This is a genomic window from Nonomuraea typhae, from assembly GCF_009760925.1.
In the GTDB taxonomy this organism is placed as follows: domain Bacteria; phylum Actinomycetota; class Actinomycetes; order Streptosporangiales; family Streptosporangiaceae; genus Nonomuraea; species Nonomuraea typhae.
The window spans coordinates 266452-285609 of the sequence record NZ_VRLV01000007.1; the positions used below are offsets into that span (position 1 = coordinate 266452).

Below are 19158 nucleotides of genomic sequence, written 5' to 3' on the forward strand. Positions count from 1 at the left end.
ATGCGCGTGGTGATCGCGGAGGACTCGGTGCTGCTGCGTGAGGGCCTGGCCCGGCTGCTGGCGGACGGCGGCATCGAGACGGTGGCCACGGTGGGCGACGGCCCGTCCCTGGTGACGGCGGTGCGCGAGCACCGGCCCGACCTGGCCGTCGTGGACGTGCGCATGCCGCCCAGCAACACCGACGAAGGACTGCGCGCCGCGCTCGAGGTGCGCAGGGCGCGGCCGGGCTTCCCGATCCTGGTGTTGTCGCAGTACGTGGAGGAGCGTTACGCCGCCGACCTGATGGGCCCGGCGGTCGGCTACCTGCTGAAAGAGCGCATCTCCGACGTCGCGGAGTTCCTGGCGGCGGTCCGGCAGGTGGCCGCGGGCGGCACGGTGATCGATCCCGAGGTGGTCCTGCAACTGCTGGGCAGGCAGCGTCGCGGCTCGCCGATGGAGACGCTCTCGCCGCGCGAGCGCGAGGTGCTGGCGCTCATGGCCGAAGGACGCTCCAACACCGCCATCGCCACCCGGCTGACGGTCAAGGAAGGCGCCGTCGAGAAGCACATCTCCGGCATCTTCGCCAAGCTCGCCCTGGGCCCGGCCCCCGAGGACCACCGCAGGGTGCTGGCCGTGCTGGCCTACCTCGGACGCTAGAACGGCCCGCGTCCGCAGCCGGACGCGGGCCGTGTGCGCAGAGGGCTTACTTGAGGTCGGCGAACTTCTGCGGCGACCAGGCGGTCCTGGTCTTGCTGGTGCCCGGGACCTTCACCTTGACGTAACCGTCCTTCTTGACGGTGATCTTCTTGGCGTACGAGCCGGTGGAGGTGGTCTTGACCACGTCGATCAGCTTGTACGACTTGGTCCCCTTGGCCTTGTAGTAGATCTGCAGGGTCTTCTTCGAGTAGCCCTTGCCGGACTTGTACGCCTTGCCGGAGATCTTGAAGGTCTTGGCCAGCTTCTTCTTGGGCACGGTCAGCGTGACCCTGGTCTTGGCCTTCTTGGAGACGCCGTCCTCGGGGGCGACGACGCTGAAGCCGACCTCGGCCTTGAACGACTCGTTGCCGCGGGTGGCGGTGACGACGAGGGTCCACTGGCCGGGGTCGGTGTCGTCGCTGAAGTAGGTGCTGCCGCTGTAGGAGCCGGCGTAGGAGTCCTGGCTCAGCGTGCCGAGGTCGTAGTACTCGTTGGTCTCGTCGCTGACGAGCTTGGCGCTGACCGAGCCGGCGTCCTTGACCGAGGCCCGGACGTCCACCTGGACCTCGCGGCCCTTGCGCAGGTTGACGGGGTCGGGCGAGACCGAGGCGCTGATGCCGGCCGTCTTGCCGGTGACGTTGACCGTGACCGTGTCGGTGCCCGTCGAGCCGCCCCGGTTGACCTTGAAGACCAGGGTCCAGGCGCCGGACGGGTCGTCGCTGGAGATGGTGAACGAGCCGGTCCCGGAGGCCGTGCCGGGCAGCGTGCCGTCGCTGTTCTTCTGCGGCGGCGTGTAGCTGATGCCGACACTCCGCGAGCTCTTGCCGGGGGGCGTGATCTCGGCCGACACGTCGGCCTGGACGGGCTGGTCCTTGTTGGTGCCCAGCGGGTTCTGCAGAACGAAGCCGATGGCGGCGGTGACGCTGCCGCTACCCGGCACGTAGGTGTTGCTGGCGGAAACGCCGCTGATGTCCCCGGCGGCGGCGCTCTGCGAGGTGGAAGCCGTGGCAGCCGAGGCTGTGAGTCCCGCGCCTCCGAGGAGAACGGCGGCCCCCGTGGCGGTCGCGAGCAGCAACCGCACCTTTCTCATCATCGATGGGTGTCCTTTTTGGGAAGAAAGCTAGGTTTGATGCGCGGGAGCCTAGTGTGACCCAGGTGAAATCGCCATCAAGATCGAGGGAATGCCTGGTGGCCTGGGATGGTTGCAACGTCTGGCACACTGGTAGCTGAACCGAAGCGGTACCGGTTCCCGCCGCGCGCACCCAAGCCAGTGTGCGAACGCGCGCAGCCATCGTGAGGCGACCCGGCGACCGCACCCCGAAAGGACTTCAGATGAAGAGCGACATCCACCCGGAGTACCACGTCACCCAGGTGACCTGCACCTGCGGTAACTCCTTCACCACCCGCAGCACCGCCAAGAACGGCGTCATCCACGCCGACGTGTGCTCGGCCTGCCACCCGTTCTACACGGGCAAGCAGAAGATCCTCGACACCGGTGGCCGGGTGGCGCGCTTCGAGCAGCGCTTCGGCAAGAAGGCCAAGTAGCTCCACCGACGCCGGCCCGACGCACCCCGTTGTGCGGCGGGTCGGCGTTCTTGGTGATACGGCCGGCAGGGACGACACGAAGGACGCACGGTGAATCTCGACGAGTTGCTCAAGGAGTATGCCGAGCTGGAGACGCAGCTCGCCGATCCCGCCGTGCACGCTGACCAGGGCAAGGCGCGCACGCTCGGCAAGCGCTACCGCCACCTGACGCCGATCGTCGGCACCTACCGCGAGCTCGACAGCGTGCGCGAGGACCTCACCGCCGCCAAGGAGCTGGCCGGTGAGGACGAGGCGTTCGCCGAGGAGGCGGCCGAGCTCGAAGCCCGGATCCCGCAGCTGGAGGAGAAGCTCCGCCACCTGCTCATCCCGCGCGATCCCAATGATGACAAGGACATCATCATGGAGATCAAGGCCGGTGAGGGCGGTGAGGAGTCGGCGTTGTTCGCCGGCGACCTGCTGCGCATGTACCTGCGCTACGCCGAGCGCCTGGGCTGGAAGACCGAGATCATCGAGTCCCAGCACTCCGACCTCGGCGGCTACAAAGACGTCACCGTCGGCATCAAGGCCAAGGGCGACGAAGGCGTGTGGTCGCGCCTGAAGTTCGAAGGCGGCGTCCACCGCGTTCAGCGGGTGCCCGCCACCGAGTCGCAGGGCCGCATCCACACCAGCGCCGCCGGCGTCCTGGTCTACCCCGAGGCGGAAGAGGTCGATGTCCAGATCGACCCCAACGACCTGCGCATCGACGTCTACCGCTCCAGCGGCCCCGGCGGCCAGAGCGTCAACACCACCGACTCGGCGGTGCGCATCACCCACCTGCCCACGGGCGTGGTCGTCTCCTGCCAGAACGAGAAGAGCCAGCTGCAGAACAAGGAGTCGGCGCTGCGCATCCTGCGCGCCCGCCTGCTGGCCATCGCCCAGGAGGAGGCCGAGGCCGCGGCCCAGGCCGAGCGCAAGTCGCAGGTCCGCACCGTCGACCGCTCCGAGCGCATCCGCACCTACAACTTCCCCGAGAACCGCATCTCCGACCACCGCGTCGGCTTCAAGGCGTATAACCTCGACCAGGTTCTCGACGGTGAACTCAACGCCGTGACCCAGGCCCTGATCGACGCCGAAATGGCGGAGAAGCTCGCACAACACTCATGACATTTCTGCTGGACGAGATCGCTCACGCAACGGCCCGGCTGGCCGAGGCCGGTGTGCCGTCCCCGCGTACCGACGCGGAGGAGATCGCGGCGTTCGTCCACGGCGTGCGCAGAAGCGAGTTGCACACGATCAAGGACGCCGACTTCGACGCCCTCTTCTGGGAGGGCATCGCCCGGCGCGAGGCGCGTGAGCCGCTGCAGCACATCACCGGCCACGCCTACTTCCGCTACCTGGAGCTGGAGGTCGGTCCCGGCGTCTTCGTCCCGCGCCCGGAGACCGAGGTCATGGCCGGCTGGGCCATCGAACTCCTGCGCGCCATGGACGTCACCCAGCCGCTGGTCGTCGACCTCGGCACCGGCTCCGGCGCGATCGCGCTGTCGATCGCCCAGGAGGTCTCGCTGGCCGAGGTGCACGCCGTCGAGCTCGACCCCGGCGCCTACACCTGGGCCAAGCGCAACATCGCCGAGCACGGCCAGGGCCGGGTCCACCTGCACCCCGACGACCTCGCCGGCGCCCTGCCCGAGCTCGACGGCACCGTCGACCTGGTCATCTCCAACCCGCCCTACATCCCGCCCGGCGCCGTGCCGCGCGATCCCGAGGTGCGCGACTACGACCCCTCGCGGGCGCTCTACGGCACCGGCGACGACGGCCTCGGGGAGGTGCGCGCGGTCGAGCGTACGGCCCGCCGCCTGCTCAGGCCGGGCGGCTGGGTGGCGGTCGAGCACGCCGACGAGCAGGGCCGGGCGGTCTACCTGACCTTCCCGGAGGACAACGGCTGGCGTGACGTACGGCTGCGCCAGGATCTCACCCGGCGGGACAGGTTCGTCACGGCCCGCCTGGGCCAGGACTAGGATGCGGGCGACCACCCCGATCGCAGAGAGGCCGACAGAGTCGTGGGACGACGATTTGACTGCGCGGACGCCGACCAGCGCGCCGAGGGCCTGACCGAGGCCGCGGCCGCGGTTCGCACGGGCGAGCTGGTGGTGCTGCCCACCGACACCGTTTACGGAATCGGCGCCGACGCCTTCACCCAGAGCGCCGTGAACGCGCTGCTGGAGGCCAAGGGCCGTGGCCGTGACATGCCGCCGCCCGTGCTGGTGGGCACCGTACGCGCGGCCAACGCGCTGGTGGAGGACCTCGGCCCCTTCGGCCAGGACCTCATCGACGCCTTCTGGCCCGGCCCGCTGACCATCGTCTGCAAGGCCAACCGGGCGCTGTCGTGGGACCTCGGCGACACCAAGGGCACGGTGGCGCTGCGCATGCCGCTGCACCCCGTCGCCCTCGACCTGCTCAAGGAGACCGGCCCAATGGCCGTCTCCAGCGCCAACCGCTCCGGCGCACCGGCCGCCACCACCGCGACCGAGGCGGAGGACCAGCTGGGCGAGTCGGTCTCCGTCTACCTCGACGCCGGGCCGACCAGCGACAACACCCCCTCGACCATTCTCGACCTGACCACCGCCGTGCCGCGGCTGCTGCGGGCGGGGGCGATCCCGGTGGAGAAGCTGCGCGGGATCGTCGGATACGTCGCCACCGACGCCTGATCTCAGCGATACCCGCTGATTATCACGCGGGGCACGAGGGGCGTGGGCGGCCTACCGTGGTGCGCGGAGGTGGCTCGCCCATGGGCAAGTTCGACGGCATGGACCCCAAACTGGTGCGTGACCTGCTGACCGAGGTGAAGCGGGCGGCGGGGGAGATGCGCACCATCGAGGGGCGGGTCACCCTGGTGATGAGCGCGGCCGGCCTGGCCACCCGCGCCACGCACCGGCCGGGGCAGGTGGCCGAGGCCGCGGAGGGCATGTCCAAGGACGTCACCACGCGGCTGGCGCTGCTGGAGAAGCGCGAGGACGCGCCCAAGGGGGCGGACGCGGGCAAGGAGCCGGTGCCCGGCACGGGCGCCGACGGCGACGGCAAGACCGAGTCCAAGACCGACGGCAAGGACGCCAAAGACGCCAAGGACGGCAAGGTCGACGGGACACCGGCTGATGACAAGCCGGTGGTGAAGACGGAGCCGAAGGACGGCGGGGAGACGCTCGACGATCCCAAGGACAAGCGCGAGGACGACCGCTCGCGCTACGACAACCCGCGGGCCGGCGATCCCAAGTCCGACGACAAGCCCGACGCGAAGACGGACGATCCGAAGCCGGACAAGCCCGATGCGAAGGTCGACGAACCGAAGCCGGACAAACCCGACGCGAAGGTCGACGAGCCCAAGCCGGACAAACCTGATGCGAAGACGGACGACCCCAAGCCGGACAAGCCCGATGCGAAGGTCGATGAGCCTAAACCGGACAAGCCCGATGTGAAGACCGGTGACGACAAGCCGGATGTCCCGGACACCAAGGTCGGCGACGAGGTCACCGCCTCCGACGAGAACAAGAACGACAAGAAGGATGACCCGGTCAAGGGTGACGAGCCCAAGGACGAAGAGCGGGACAGCCGCCGCGACCGGGGCGCCGAAGCCCCCCTCGACCCCACCAAGCCCCAGGTCGTCGAGGTGGACGGCGTGAAGGTGCTCCAGGTGCCCCTCGACCCGCCCACGGCCGAGGAACTGGAGGAGCTGATCAGGAACATCGACGACGTCCGCCCCCAGGACACCCCGGCCACACCCGCCGACACCACCCCGGGCCAGCTCCAGCCCGGCGGGAAGGTGGTCGACGCGGGCGGCCTGGCCACCTCGGACGGCGACGTGACCGGCTGCGCGGCCAAGCCACCGGACCCGGCCGCCGTGCAGACACTGGTCGAGAACGCCAGGAACGTCCAGCCGATGGAGATGCCCGGCGTCGAGGTGCCCAAGGGCGAGTACGGCACGGGCGAATGGGCCCCGCAGAACATCAAACCCGACGGCCCGCCGGGCACCGTCCAACCCGGCACCCAGACAGCCGGCACGGACGGCGAGCCCACCGGCCAGACGGCCGGCACGTACGGCGAGCCCACCGGCCAGACGGCCGGCACGTACGGCGAGCCCACCGGCCAGACGGCCGGCACCCAGACGGCCGCCGCCTATGGCGAGCCCGCGGGCGCCCAGACGGCCCCGACTGGTCAGGCGCCCGCCGCCGAGCCCACCGGGCAGCCGGATCAGCGGGCGGGTGACCGTACCGGCATCGAGAACAGCACCCCTGCGGCGGCCGGGAACGCGGGCCCGCAGCAGTGGGCCGATGACGGCAGTGACGTGGTCTCCCACGACGCCGAGCCGCTCGACCCCGCGGTGCTGAAGACGCTGGTCGAGAACGTCAGGGACGTCCAGCCGATGGAGATGCCCGGCGTCGAGGTGCCCAAGGGCGAGTGGGGCAAGGGGGAGTGGGTGCCGGAGGACATCGGGCCGGACGGTCCGCCGGGTTCGATAGAGCCGGGTGTGGCAGGGCCGGGTTCGGTCGAGTCGGGTGACAGGAGCAGCTGATGTACGTGGACCCGCCCGCGCCCCAGCCGCTCCAGCCCGGCGAGCGCCCGCCCGCCACCTCCACGGGCGCCCTGGACGGCCAGCCACGCGCCTGGGAGTTCAATCCGGAGTATCAGCGCCTGGTGACCGCCTGGCAGTCCGTCATGCCCCTGCTGGAGTCGCTGACGGCCTCTCTGGACAAGGCATACCAGCTCGCCCGGAGCCCGCAGACGTGGGACGCGCCGGTCGGCTCACGGTACGTCGAGGACCTGGCGGAGTGGCGGACCCGGCTGGCCCTGTACCGGCAGGCGGTGCTGACCTCGATCAGCGACGAGGCCGCCGACACCCCGCGATGGGTGCCGAGCAACGCGGGAGCGCCGCACGCCTTCTCCTGAACCTCCTGGCAGAGGTGGGGGAGCAGAGGAATCGGGCGTACATTGAGAAAATGGCCTACTACGGGCCGGACTTCGGCCTGCTGCAGCAGCGGGATCCCGAGATCGCCCAGGTGCTCCTCGACGAGCTCGACCGGGTGCGCGGCGGGATCCAGCTGATCGCGAGCGAGAACTTCACCTCGCCCGCGGTGCTGGCCGCGCTCGGTTCGACGCTGACCAACAAGTACGCCGAGGGCTACCCGGGCCGCCGCTACTACGGCGGCTGCGAGGTGGTGGACCGGGCGGAGACGCTGGCGGTCGAGCGGGCCAAGGAGTTGTTCGGGGCCGAGCACGCCAACGTCCAGCCGCACTCGGGCGCCTCGGCGAACCTGGCGGCCTATGCGGCGCTGCTGCAGCCGGGCGACACGATGCTGGCCATGGCGCTGCCGCACGGCGGGCACCTCACGCATGGCTCGAAGGTGAACTTCTCCGGACGATGGTTCGACGTGGTGGCGTACGGCGTGCGTCGCGACAGCGAACTGATCGACTACGACGAGGTCCGGGCGCTGGCCCTGCGGCACCGGCCCAAGGTGATCGTCTGCGGCGCCACGGCCTACCCGAGGCTGGTGGACTTCGCGATCTTCCGCGGCATCGCCGACGAGGCCGGGGCATGGTTGCTGGCCGACGTGGCGCACACGATCGGGCTGATGGCCGGGGGCGCGATACCGAGCGCCGTGCCGTACGCCGACGTCGTCACCTTCACCACGCACAAGGCGCTGCGCGGACCGCGCGGCGGCGGCATCCTCTGCACGGGGGAGCTGGCCGCGCGGGTGGACCGGGCGGTCTTCCCGTTCGTGCAGGGCGGGCCGCTGATGCACGCGGTCGCGGCGAAGGCGGTGGCGTTCGCCGAGGCGCTGCTGCCGGAGTTCCGCGACTACGCGCGCAAGGTGGTGGCGAACGCGCAGGCGTTGTGCGACACGCTCGCGGCCGAGGGCATGCGGCCGGTCTCGGGCGGCACCGACAGCCACCTGGCGCTGATCGATCTGCGTGCGCTGGGGGTGACGGGCGCGGAGGCCGAACGTCGATGCGCCGCCGCGAAGATCACCCTCAACCGCAACGCGATCCCGTATGATCCCGAACCACCTGCCGTCACGTCAGGAATCAGGGTGGGCACCCCGTGTGTCACCACCCAGGGGATGGGTCCCGAGGAGCTGAAGGAGGTGGGAACGCTTGTAGCGCAGGCGGTGAGATATCCGGACACGGTCACTGACGTGCGACGACGAGTTTCGGAACTGCTGGCCATACACCAGCCTTATCTCAGCGAATAATAAGCTGTTCTGTGTTGTTTTCCGGTCACAGGAGGCCGGAGGATCCGGGAAACTGGTGCCCGTGCGCGAATACCTCTTCATGGCGTTGGTCGCAGCGGCGGTGACGTTCCTGCTCGTGCCGCTGGTCCGGCGTTTCGCCATTCGCATCGGCGCGATGCCCGAGGTCCGCGAGCGCGACGTGCACACCACGCCCACCCCGCGGCTCGGCGGGCTGGCGATGTATTTCGGCCTGGTGGCGGGCCTGCTGGTGGCGGGCAATCTCAACCGCACCGGCTACGTCCTGGCGCAGGAACAGACCACGCTGGCGCTCATCGTGGCCGGTGGCCTGATCACGCTGACCGGGTTCCTGGACGACTGGTGGGGCATGGACCCCTTCATCAAGCTGGGCGGCCAGATCGCGGCCGCCGGGGTCATGGTCTTCTTCGACATGCGCCTGACCTCGATCCCGCTGCCCGACAGCTGGGGCGGCGCCTACGTCCTCGACTACAACCTGAGCACCGTCCTGACGATCCTGATCGTGGTCGTCGCGATCAACGCGGTGAACTTCGTCGACGGCCTCGACGGGCTGGCGGCCGGCATCGTCGGCATCGCCGCCGCGGCCACCTGGATGTACTCGATCTTCCTCGACCAGGCCATCGAGCAGAACCGCATCAACACCACCGCGGCGATCACCGCGATCCTTCTCGGCATGTGTCTCGGCTTCCTGCCGCACAACTTCCACCCGGCCAAGATCTTCATGGGCGACACCGGCGCGATGCTGCTGGGCCTGGTGCTGGCCGGCTCGCTCATCACGGTGACCCCGCTGGACCCGTTCTCCTTCGACGGCATCAACAAGTTCGGCACGCTGGTGCCGCTGCTGCTGCCGGTCGCGGTGCTGGTCCTGCCGCTGACCGACCTGATAACGGCCGTGGTCAGACGCACGTCCCACGGCATGTCGCCCTTCGCCCCCGACCGCGGCCACCTGCACCACCGGCTGCTCGACATCGGCCACTCGCAGCGCCTGACCGTGCTGATCATGTACGCGTGGACCGTCCTGTTCGCCTTCGGCCTGGTGACGATGTCCGTTTTCGGGGTGCCGCTGCTGCTCTTCCCGATTGTGATTCTGCTCGCACTCGGCGTCCTGGTCATGATGGCCCTGCCGCGGCTGCGGGGTCGCGGCGGCGCCCACGCCGCCGCTCGGGGCAAGTCCCCGAGCGATGACGACGACGGCCCGCCGACCGGTCCGATGCCCGTCATCGCGCCATCCGACGAGGTCACACAGCAGGTACGGCGGACGCCCACGGCACAGGATCGCAGCGCGGTCCAGGTGTTCCCCGGCGGGTCGTGACCACGGGGCAGCGCTGATCATGATCGCGAACTAGAAACGGCAGGTAAAAGCGGTCTTCCATGAGCTTGTGATATCTTTCACGAGCAAGGCCCCCTGGACGCACCGGCTCTGGGGGTAGCAAACGCTCGCTTGATAACTCGCAAACGGGAGCACCGATGCAGGCCAACGACGTGCGCGTACTCAAAAGCGCCGCGCTGCCCACGCTGGTCGTGGGAGCCGTTGCCGCCATCGTGGCCTTCTTCGTCGCGGGGGGTAAGGGAGCCATCGGCGCTCTCGTCGGGCTCGCGCTGGTCGCCGTCTTCTTCAGCATCAGCGTGGTGGCGGTCTCCTACGCCGCGAGAATCTCCCCGCACATGATGGCCGCTGCCGCGATGGTCAGCTATCTCGTCAAAGTCGTCGTCATCATGGTCATGCTCAGCACGTTCGGCGACACCACCGCCTGGAACTCCCAGGCTTTCGCCTGGAGCGTGGTGGCGTGCACGATCGTGTGGACGGCGGCTGAAGCCAGGGCGTTCATCAAGACAAAGATGCTCTACGTGGACCCCGATGCCAAAGTGCCCGGGCACGGCGACTCATGAGCCAGGTAAAGGGACGGGGTCCGATATGACTAGTCCTCTGCTTGCCTGCTATCGTCGGGCGCGCGATGAGCGAAGAGAAGAAGCGCCGGCCGGAAGACGACGGCCAGGACTTCGCCAACGCCGCGTGGTCGATTCCCAGCTATCTCCTCGCCGGGATGGCGATCTACGGCGGTGCTGGCTGGTTGCTGGACCGCTGGCTCGGCCTGTCCGCGCTCTTCCCCATAGGCGTTGTCGTGGGGGTCGTGCTCGCCGGCTATCTGGTCTACCGGAAGTACGGTCGCTAACCCCGCTGAGCACCAGCTTCGCCGAGAAAACCCCTGTGATCCACTACGACGTTGAAGGGAACGCCGCGTGATTGCGCTGACGGTCCTAGCCGCGGACAGCCCTGACCAGTTCCAGGCGCCGACGCCCGAGTCACTGTTCGTCTGGCAACCCATCATCCCCGGGGTCACCTGGTTCACCAAGCCGGTTCTGCTCGCGATCCTCAGCTCGATCATCGTGATCGCCTTCTGCTGGTCAGCGTTCGCGAAGCCCAAGCTTGTTCCCCGCGGCGTGCAGAACGTGGGCGAGATGGGCTACATGTTCGTCCGCGACCAGGTCGCCCGGCCCTTCCTGGGCAAGGACGCCGACCGCTGGATGGGCCTGCTCCTTTCCCTGTTCTTCCTGGTCTGGATCTGGAACCTGATGGGCGTCGTGCCCCTCGTGCAGTTCCCGGTGGCCTCGCACATCGCCTTCCCGGCGGTGCTCGCGATCACGATCTACGTCATCAAGGTCTACCTCGGTATCAAGCACCAGGGCCCCATCGGCTACTTCAAGAACATGATGTTCCCGCCGGGGCTGCCCAAGGCGATCTACTTCCTGCTGGCCCCGATCGAGTTCCTCTCCAACCTGATCATCGCCCCCTTCACGCACGCCGTGCGACTGTTCGCCAACATGTTCGCCGGTCACATGCTGCTCGCCTTCTTCAGCATGGTGGGCTTCTGGTTCCTGTTCGAAAAGCTCAGCCCGCTGGGCGCCCCCATCGGTGTGCTCGGCGTGGTGATGACCATCGTGTTCACCGGCTTCGAGCTGTTCATCCAGTTCCTGCAGGCTTTCCTCTTCGCGATGCTGGCCGCGATGTACATCGGTGGCTCCCTGCACGCGGAGCACTGAGAACCACATACCGGAATAGTCCGTGACCGGTGAGACTCCGCTTCACCGGCCGTCCAGTAAAGGAAAACAGCAATGAGCGTTCTCGCTGAGGTCTCCGGCAACGTCACCGCCATCGGTTACGGTCTCGCCGCCATCGGCCCCGGCATCGGCGTCGGCATCATCTTCGGTCAGGGCGTGCAGGCCATTGCGCGCCAGCCGGAGGCGTACGGCCTGATCCGCCAGAACATGCTCCTCGGCTTCGTTCTCACCGAGGCCCTCGCCCTGATCGGTCTGGTCGCGCCCTTCATCTTCCAGGGCATCGGCGCTTCCTGATCACCCCGTCTGACGAAAGGCTGCATCCATGACTAAGGCAGCTACGCTCCTCGCGGCGGAGGAGGGCTACAACCCCCTCCTCCCGCACACGTACGAGCTCGTCGTCGGTATCTTCGCGTTCGCCGTCGTCGCCTTCTTCCTCATCAAGGTCCTCACCCCGCGCATCCAGAAGACCCTGGCTGAGCGGACCGATGCCATCGAAGGTGGCATCAAGAGGGCTGAGGAGGCGCAGGCCGAGGCACAGGCGCTGCAGAAGCAGTACCGCGACCAGCTGGCCGAGGCTCGGCACGAGGCGGCCCGTCTGCGCGAGGAAGCTCGTGAGCAGGCCGCGCAGATCAAGGCGGAGCTCCGCGAGGAGGCGCAGGCCGAGGCCCGCCGTCTCATCGAGGCCGCGCACGCCCAGATCGAGGCCGACCGCCAGGCGGCGTTCGCCTCGCTGCGCAACGAGATCGGCCGCCTGTCCACCGACCTGGCCGGTCGCATCGTCGGCGAGTCCCTCGAGGACGAGGCCCGGCAGCGCCGTACCGTCGACCGGTTCCTCGACGAGCTCGAGAACTCCGCGGCGGTGCGCTGATGCGCGGTTTGAGCAGGACCTCGCTGGCAGAGGTCGAGGAGCGCTTCAACGCGGCGGCGGGCAGTGCCGACCTCGGCACGCTCTCCGACGAGCTGTTCGCGATCACCGATCTGCTCGACCGTGAGCACGGCCTGCGCCGTGCCCTGTCCGACCCGTCCCGGCCCGCCGAGCAGAAGGCGCAGACACTGCGCGTCCTGCTCGAGGGCAAGGTCAGCGACGCCGCGCTGGCCACCGCCGAGGCCGCGGTCTCGGCCAGGTGGTCACGCGCGGGCGACCTGTCGGACGTGCTGGAGCGGCTCGGCGTGACCGCCGCGGCCGCCGAGGCCGAGGGCCAGCGCAAGCTGGACGACGTGGAGGACGAGCTCTTCCGCTTCGGCCGCATCGTCGCCGCCAACCCCGAACTGCGTCGCGCGCTCGCCGACGCGTCCGCGCCCGCCGAGGGCAAGCAGCAGCTGCTGCAGAACCTGCTCGGCGGCAAGGTGGCCGCGTCCACGCTGCGTCTCATCACGCAGCTGGCGGTACACCCGCGAGGACGTAACCTGGAGGGTGGCCTCGAGGAGTTCGGGCATCTGGTCGCGCAGCAGCGCCAGCGTCTCGTCGCGGTGGTGCGGAGCGCCGTCGCGCTCACCGAGGAGCAGAAGCAGCGCCTGTCGGCGTGGCTGCGTGGCTCCTACGGCCGCGACGTGCACCTGAACGTCGAGGTGGATCCGCGTGTGCTCGGTGGATTCTCGGTCCGCATCGGCGACGAGATCATCGACACCACCATTGTGGGACGAATCGAAGAAGTCCGCCGCCGGCTGGCCGGCTAAGGCGAATAGGGAGACAGAGAAGAGATGGCGGAGCTTACGATCCGGCCGGATGAGATCCGGGACGCGCTTGAGCGCTTCGTCCAGGCGTACGAACCGGAAGGCGCCGCGCGCGAGGAGATCGGGACCGTCGTCGACTGTGGCGACGGCATCGCCCACGTCTCCGGCCTTCCCTCGGCGATGGCGAACGAACTGCTCGAGTTCGAGGACGGCACGCGCGGTCTGGCACTGAACCTCGACACCCGTGAGATCGGTGTCGTTATCCTGGGCGACTTCAGCAAGATCGAGGAGGGCCAGACGGTCCGCCGGACGGGCGAGGTCCTGTCCGTGCCCGTCGGCGACAACTTCCTCGGCCGCGTGGTCGACCCGCTGGGCAACCCGCTCGACGGCAAGGGCGCCATCGAGTCCGAGGGTCTTCGCGCCCTCGAACTGCAGGCTCCCTCGGTCGTCCAGCGCCAGCCGGTGAAGGAGTCCCTGGCCACCGGCATCAAGGCGATCGACGCCATGACCGCGATCGGCCGTGGTCAGCGCCAGCTGATCATCGGCGACCGTGGCACCGGCAAGACCGCGATCGCCGTGGACACCATCCTCAACCAGCGCGACAACTGGCTGTCCGGCGACCCGGCGAAGCAGGTTCGCTGCGTCTACGTCGCGATCGGCCAGAAGGGCTCGACCATCGCGCAGGTGCGCGGTCGCCTCGAGGAGGCGGGCGCGCTGGAGTACACCACCATCGTCGCCGCCCCGGCCTCCGACGCCGCCGGCTTCAAGTACCTCGCCCCCTACACCGGTTCCGCCATCGGGCAGCACTGGATGTACCAGGGCAAGCACGTCCTGATCGTTTTCGACGACCTGACCAAGCAGGCCGACGCCTACCGCGCCGTCTCCCTGCTGCTGCGCCGCCCGCCGGGCCGTGAGGCATTCCCGGGTGACGTCTTCTACCTCCACTCCCGCCTGCTGGAGCGCTGCGCCAAGCTCTCCGAGGACATGGGCGGCGGCTCGATGACCGGCCTGCCGATCATCGAGACCAAGGGCAACGACGTGTCGGCGTTCATCCCGACCAACGTCATCTCCATCACCGACGGCCAGGTCTTCCTCGAGACCGACCTGTTCAACGCCGGTGTCCGCCCGGCGATCAACGTCGGTATCTCCGTTTCCCGAGTCGGTGGCTCGGCGCAGGCCAAGGCGATGCGCAAGGTCGCCGGCACGCTGCGCCTGGCGCTGTCGCAGTACCGCGACCTGGAGGCGTTCGCCGCGTTCGCCTCCGACCTCGACGCCGCCTCCAAGGCTCAGCTCGAGCGTGGTCTGCGCCTGGTCGAGCTGCTCAAGCAGCCGCAGTACAGCCCGTTCTCGCTCGAGCGCGAGGTCGTGTCGGTGTGGGCCGGCACCACCGGTGAGCTCGACGAGGTTCCGGTCGAGGACATCCGCCGCTTCGAGGGCGAGTTCCTCGACTACGTGCAGAGCGCCCAGAAGGGCATCTTCGACAGCATCCGCGAGACCCGTGACCTGTCCGACGACACGGTCACCGCGCTCAAGGACGCCATCACGGAGTTCAAGAAGGGCTTCACCACCTCCTCCGGCGAACTCCTGATCCAGGACGAGCCGGTCGCGCCGCTGGGTGCGGACGAGGTCGGGCAGGAGACCATCAAGAAGGTCGTCCGCCCGGCGGAGAAGAAGTAGTCCATGGGTGCCCAGCTAAGGCTGCTGCGGCGGCGGATCAAGTCGGTCAGGTCGACCGCCAAGATCACGCGCGCCCAGGAGCTCATCGCTTCCTCGCGGATCGTGAGGGCGCAGCAGCGGATGCAGGCGGCGCTGCCGTACGAGCGTGAGATCACTCGCGCCGTGACGGGCGTCGTCAGCAACGCGGCCAGCGTCGACCATCCGCTGACCGTGGCGAAGGAGAACCCCGCCAAGGCGGGCGTGCTCATCGTCACCAGCGACAGCGGGTTCTGCGGCGGCTTCAACGCCAACGTCCTGCGTGAGGCCGAGGCCCTGCGCGGGCTGCTGGCCGGCCGCGGCCTTGAGGTCATCCCGTTCGTGACCGGACGCAAGGGTGTCACCTGGCACTCCTTCCGCGGCCGGGCCATGGGCGGGCAGTGGGTCGGCTTCTCCAGGAAGCCGTCCTACAACGACGCCAAGACCATCGCCGACGAGCTGATCACCTCGTTCAAGGACGAGAACGGCATCGACGAGATCCACATCGTCTCGACCGAGTTCGTCTCGATGCTCACGCAGAACGTGGTGGTCAAGCGCGTGCTCCCGCTGGAGATCGAGGAGACCGAGGCTTCGGCGACGGACGCGATCCCGCCGTACTTCGAGTTCGAGCCGACCGCGGGCGACGTGCTTGAGTCACTGCTGCCGCGTTACGTCGAATCGCGCATCTTCACCGCGTTGCTGCAGTCGGCCGCCTCCGAGGAGGCCGCCCGCCGGCGCGCGATGAAGTCCGCGACCGACAACGCCAACGAGCTGATGCGCGTGCTGACCCAGCAGATGAACCAGGCTCGCCAGGCCGAGATCACCCAGGAAATCAGCGAGATCGTCGGTGGCGCCAACGCGCTGGCTGACGCCGCAGCGGGGAAAGAGTGAAATGACTGCAGAGACTGTTGAGACCACCACGGGCACGGGCCGTGTGGCTCGCGTCACGGGTCCCGTCGTCGACGTGGAGTTCCCCGTCGAGGCGATGCCCGACATCTACAACGCGCTGAACGTCGAGGTCACCCTCGGCGAGGAGACCAAGAAGCTGACCCTGGAGGTCGCCCAGCACCTGGGTGACAACCTGGTCCGCGCCATCTCCATGCAGCCCACCGACGGCCTGGTCCGCGGCGCCGCCGTGACCGACTCCGGCGCGCCGATCTCGGTGCCCGTGGGTGACATCGTCAAGGGTCACGTGTGGAACGCGCTCGGCGAGTCGCTCGACGTGCCGACCGCTTCGCTCAAGGTCACCGAGAAGTGGGGCATCCACCGTCCCAGCCCGGCCTTCGACCAGCTCGAGTCGCGCACCGAGATGCTGCCCACCGGCATCAAGGTCATCGACCTGCTGACGCCGTACGTGAAGGGCGGAAAGATCGGCCTGTTCGGCGGCGCGGGCGTCGGCAAGACCGTTCTGATCCAGGAGATGATCCGCCGAGTCGCGCTGAAGTTCTCCGGAACCTCGTGCTTCGCGGGCGTCGGCGAGCGTACCCGTGAGGGCAACGACCTCTGGCTGGAGATGGAGGAGGCCGGCGTTCTCAAGGACACCGCCCTCGTCTTCGGCCAGATGGACGAGCCGCCGGGCACCCGTCTGCGCGTGGCGCTGTCGGCGCTGACGATGGCGGAGTACTTCCGCGACGTGCAGAAGCAGGACGTGCTTCTGTTCATCGACAACATCTTCCGCTTCACGCAGGCCGGTTCCGAGGTCTCCACGCTGCTCGGCCGTATGCCGTCGGCCGTGGGTTACCAGCCGACGCTGGCCGACGAGATGGGTGTGCTCCAGGAGCGCATCACCTCGACGCGTGGTCACTCGATCACCTCGATGCAGGCGATCTACGTGCCCGCCGACGACATCACCGACCCGGCTCCGCACAACGCGTTCGCGCACCTGGACGCGCAGACCGTTCTGTCGCGGCCGATCTCGGAGAAGGGCATCTACCCCGCGGTGGACCCGCTCGACTCCAGCTCCCGCATCCTCGACCCGCAGATCGTCGGCGAGGAGCACTACGCGGTGGCGCAGGAGACCAAGCGGATCCTGCAGAAGTACCGTGAGCTGCAGGACATCATCGCGATCCTCGGTATCGACGAGCTGTCCGAAGAGGACAAGGTCACCGTCAACCGCGCCCGCCGTATCGAGCGCTTCCTGTCGCACCCGATGTACGCCGCCGAGGCGTTCACCGGTCAGCCGGGTGAGTTCGTGCCGCTGGACGAGACGATCGCCTCCTTCAAGGGTCTGTGCGAGGGCAAGTACGACCACCTGCCCGAGCAGGCGTTCTTCATGGTCGGCGGCATCGAGCAGGCCGAGGCGAAGGCCGCGGAGCTCAAGCGCTGATTCGCCCAACGATGCAGCTATCCGGATTTTTCCGGATAGCTGCATCTGACCGGAAAGGAACCTAACGTGGCGAAGCTACGCGTAGGGGTTGTCTCGCCCGAGCGGGAGATCTGGTCGGGCGAAGCCGACATGGTGATTGCCAAGACCGTGGACGGCGAGATCGGTATTATGCCGCAACACGCACCTGTTCTCGGCGTCCTCGTCGAGGGCGGCGTGCTGCGCGTGAAGCGGGAGGGTGAGGGCGACCTGGTTGCCGCGGTCCACGGCGGGTTCATCTCCGTGGCCGACAACGAGGTCTCCGTGCTCGCCGAGGTGGCCGAGCTCGGTTCCGAGGTCGACGTCGCGGCGGCCCGTGACGCTCTCGACCGCGCTCAGGCCTCGATCGAGGCCAACCAGGAGGATGCCGACGCGGCAGTCGAGGCCAAGCGTGCGCGGGCCCGGCTGAAGGCGGCCGGCGAAGACGTCTGATCAATCGGGGGCGGCGATGACGGCGGCACTGACGGTTTCGACATGTGTGCTGCTGTTCGCCGCCCTGATCGTGCTGCGCGGGCTCGTGCTCGCCCGCACGCGCGGGAGCGTGCCCTGTCGGCTGCGCCAGGGCTCCGGCGCCTGGCGCAGCGGAGTAGCCCGCTATGCCGACGGCGAGCTCCACTGGATCCCGCTCATTGGTGTGCGACTGAGGCCGCGCCACGCGATCGCGAGGCGCGGCCTCGTCGTTTCCGACCGGCGCGCGCTGGACGACGACCTGTACGCGATCGACTGCGGGCCGGTGTCGCTGGCCATGAGCGCGGACGCGCTGACCGGCTTCCTCGCCTGGCTGGAGTCCGCGCCGCCGAGCGCCTACCTGGACGTCGCCTGAGGTCCTGCTGTACGGCGCGGCCTGACACGACGCACGCACTGCCGGGGTACGGCGCGGCCTGCCGTACCGGCTAGTTTTCTTCCGGGCGCTGCCAGGGGAACGGGGTGAGGTCGGGTTCGACCCAGCCGGCCCTCGCCGCGGGCGTGGCCAGGGTGGCGGACCGGTAGAAGCGGGTGAGCAGGCGCTTGTCGAGCAGCGCCGGGTTGCGCGTGGCGAAGGCGTGGAAGTCGGCGTCGTCGTGTTCCGCCACGTGGTGGCCGACGAGCTCCACCCAGGCCCGGCTGACGGTCGCGTGGTACTTCTGGGGGTTGCCGGCGTACCGGGCGGTGCTCCTGATGCCCTCGCCGATCAGGTCGATCGCCGAGCTCACCCCGCACTGCCGTACGGCCAGCCAGGTCACGTGGATGTGCTCGCGGTGGCCGAAGCGGACGGCGCCCGCCATCACCCGGGCCATCAGCGTGTCGAAGGTCGTGTTCATCGGAACACCTTCCGGGCCGGGGTCAGCGGGTGCCGCCGGGTTTCCAGAGGATCTCGGAGCCGTCGTGGGCGATGCGGCACAGGATGAACAGCAGGTCCGAGAGCCGGTTGAGGTAGGTGGCCGTGAGCGGGTTCACGTCCTCGTGGGCCTGCAGGGCGGCCCAGGTGCTGCGCTCGGCCCGGCGGACGGTCACTCTGGCCACGTGGAGCTGCGCGGTGGCCGGGTCACCCCCGGGAAGGATGAAGCTGCGCAACGGCTTCAGCTTGGCGTTGAAGGCGTCGCACTGGGCTTCCAGCCACTCGACGTAGGACGCCTCCACGCGCAGTGGCGGGAACTCGGGCTCGGCCACCACCGGCGTGGCCAGGTCGGCGCCCAGGTCGAACAGCTCGTTCTGGACGCGGCCCAGCACCTCGGTGATCTCCGGCCCCAGTGTGCCGAACGACAGGGCCAGGCCGATGGCGGCGTTGGCCTCCTCGGTGTCGGCGTAGGCGGCCAGGCGCGGGTCGGTCTTGGGGGTGCGGCTCATGTCGGCGAGCGCGGTCGTCCCGTCGTCCCCGGTGCGGGTGTAGATCTTGGAGAGGACGACGGGTTTGTCCTTGTCTGCTCGGGTCAT

General features: G+C 68.8%; 23 protein-coding genes. 20 read left to right on the forward strand and 3 right to left on the reverse strand.

The features are described from left to right. Window positions 1-636 carry a response regulator transcription factor gene (locus tag FVE25_RS27155; RefSeq protein WP_157249897.1) on the forward strand — a complete coding sequence of 212 codons (636 nt, stop codon included), beginning with the start codon at window positions 1-3 and terminating at the stop codon, window positions 634-636. Between the two features lie 46 nt (window positions 637-682). Here FVE25_RS27155 and FVE25_RS27160 read toward each other — a convergent pair whose 3' ends face one another. Then, a complete protein-coding gene (locus FVE25_RS27160; protein WP_157249898.1) occupies window positions 683-1768 on the reverse strand; it encodes a hypothetical protein in 1086 nt (361 codons plus the stop codon). A gap of 239 nt (window positions 1769-2007) precedes the next feature. Between FVE25_RS27160 and rpmE the strand changes: the two genes are divergently transcribed. From rpmE to FVE25_RS27255, 19 genes are all read left to right on the forward strand, one after another. Further along, on the forward strand, window positions 2008-2220 hold the full coding sequence (gene rpmE, locus FVE25_RS27165) for a 50S ribosomal protein L31 (RefSeq protein WP_157249899.1): 213 nt from the start codon (window positions 2008-2010) through the stop codon (window positions 2218-2220). Window positions 2221-2310: 90 nt separating this feature from the next. Then, window positions 2311-3363, forward strand: a complete 1053-nt coding sequence (gene prfA, locus FVE25_RS27170; protein WP_157249900.1) for a peptide chain release factor 1 — start codon at window positions 2311-2313, stop codon at window positions 3361-3363. Then, window positions 3360-4214, forward strand: a complete 855-nt coding sequence (gene prmC, locus FVE25_RS27175; RefSeq protein WP_157249901.1) for a peptide chain release factor N(5)-glutamine methyltransferase — start codon at window positions 3360-3362, stop codon at window positions 4212-4214. The genes prfA and prmC overlap by 4 nt, the downstream gene beginning before the upstream one ends. Before the next feature lie 42 nt (window positions 4215-4256). Continuing rightward, on the forward strand, window positions 4257-4904 hold the full coding sequence (locus tag FVE25_RS27180) for an L-threonylcarbamoyladenylate synthase (RefSeq protein ID WP_157249902.1): 648 nt from the start codon (window positions 4257-4259) through the stop codon (window positions 4902-4904). A gap of 80 nt (window positions 4905-4984) precedes the next feature. Next, window positions 4985-6763: a hypothetical protein gene (locus FVE25_RS27185; protein WP_157249903.1), complete on the forward strand. Its 1779-nt coding sequence runs from the start codon at window positions 4985-4987 to the stop codon at window positions 6761-6763. Beyond that, window positions 6763-7137, forward strand: coding sequence for a hypothetical protein (locus FVE25_RS27190; RefSeq protein WP_157249904.1), 375 nt, complete (start codon window positions 6763-6765; stop codon window positions 7135-7137). Before FVE25_RS27185 ends, FVE25_RS27190 begins: the two co-directional genes overlap by 1 nt. A gap of 50 nt (window positions 7138-7187) precedes the next feature. Continuing rightward, window positions 7188-8441: a serine hydroxymethyltransferase gene (locus FVE25_RS27195; RefSeq protein WP_157249905.1), complete on the forward strand. Its 1254-nt coding sequence runs from the start codon at window positions 7188-7190 to the stop codon at window positions 8439-8441. A gap of 61 nt (window positions 8442-8502) precedes the next feature. Then, entirely contained in the window at window positions 8503-9768 is a 1266-nt protein-coding gene (locus tag FVE25_RS27200) for a glycosyltransferase family 4 protein (protein WP_157249906.1), read from the forward strand. 155 nt (window positions 9769-9923) lie between these two features. After that, a complete protein-coding gene (locus tag FVE25_RS27205; RefSeq protein ID WP_157249907.1) occupies window positions 9924-10346 on the forward strand; it encodes a Cg1360 family ATP-synthase-associated protein in 423 nt (140 codons plus the stop codon). 65 nt (window positions 10347-10411) lie between these two features. Then, complete coding sequence (locus FVE25_RS27210; protein WP_157249908.1) at window positions 10412-10630, forward strand: AtpZ/AtpI family protein; 219 nt, start codon at window positions 10412-10414, stop codon at window positions 10628-10630. Window positions 10631-10697: 67 nt separating this feature from the next. Next, complete coding sequence (gene atpB / locus FVE25_RS27215) at window positions 10698-11498, forward strand: F0F1 ATP synthase subunit A (RefSeq protein WP_157249909.1); 801 nt, start codon at window positions 10698-10700, stop codon at window positions 11496-11498. A 72-nt stretch (window positions 11499-11570) separates the two neighbouring features. Beyond that, window positions 11571-11810, forward strand: coding sequence for an ATP synthase F0 subunit C (atpE, locus tag FVE25_RS27220; RefSeq protein WP_157249910.1), 240 nt, complete (start codon window positions 11571-11573; stop codon window positions 11808-11810). A 28-nt stretch (window positions 11811-11838) separates the two neighbouring features. Next, window positions 11839-12384: a F0F1 ATP synthase subunit B gene (locus tag FVE25_RS27225; protein ID WP_157249911.1), complete on the forward strand. Its 546-nt coding sequence runs from the start codon at window positions 11839-11841 to the stop codon at window positions 12382-12384. Beyond that, complete coding sequence (locus tag FVE25_RS27230) at window positions 12384-13193, forward strand: F0F1 ATP synthase subunit delta (protein ID WP_157249912.1); 810 nt, start codon at window positions 12384-12386, stop codon at window positions 13191-13193. Before FVE25_RS27225 ends, FVE25_RS27230 begins: the two co-directional genes overlap by 1 nt. Before the next feature lie 24 nt (window positions 13194-13217). After that, on the forward strand, window positions 13218-14867 hold the full coding sequence (atpA, locus tag FVE25_RS27235; RefSeq protein WP_157249913.1) for a F0F1 ATP synthase subunit alpha: 1650 nt from the start codon (window positions 13218-13220) through the stop codon (window positions 14865-14867). 3 nt (window positions 14868-14870) lie between these two features. Continuing rightward, the gene (locus tag FVE25_RS27240) at window positions 14871-15773 is read left to right on the forward strand and encodes a F0F1 ATP synthase subunit gamma (RefSeq protein WP_157249914.1); all 903 of its coding nucleotides are present in this window, start codon (window positions 14871-14873) and stop codon (window positions 15771-15773) included. Window position 15774: 1 nt separating this feature from the next. Beyond that, entirely contained in the window at window positions 15775-17208 is a 1434-nt protein-coding gene (atpD, locus tag FVE25_RS27245) for a F0F1 ATP synthase subunit beta (RefSeq protein ID WP_157249915.1), read from the forward strand. Between the two features lie 66 nt (window positions 17209-17274). Then, the gene (locus FVE25_RS27250; RefSeq protein ID WP_157249916.1) at window positions 17275-17676 is read left to right on the forward strand and encodes a F0F1 ATP synthase subunit epsilon; all 402 of its coding nucleotides are present in this window, start codon (window positions 17275-17277) and stop codon (window positions 17674-17676) included. Window positions 17677-17692: 16 nt separating this feature from the next. Beyond that, complete coding sequence (locus tag FVE25_RS27255) at window positions 17693-18067, forward strand: DUF2550 domain-containing protein (protein ID WP_157249917.1); 375 nt, start codon at window positions 17693-17695, stop codon at window positions 18065-18067. Between the two features lie 70 nt (window positions 18068-18137). Here FVE25_RS27255 and FVE25_RS27260 read toward each other — a convergent pair whose 3' ends face one another. Next, on the reverse strand, window positions 18138-18545 hold the full coding sequence (locus FVE25_RS27260; protein WP_219825658.1) for a hypothetical protein: 408 nt from the start codon (window positions 18543-18545) through the stop codon (window positions 18138-18140). 22 nt (window positions 18546-18567) lie between these two features. Next, entirely contained in the window at window positions 18568-19158 is a 591-nt protein-coding gene (locus FVE25_RS27265) for a cob(I)yrinic acid a,c-diamide adenosyltransferase (RefSeq protein ID WP_157249918.1), read from the reverse strand.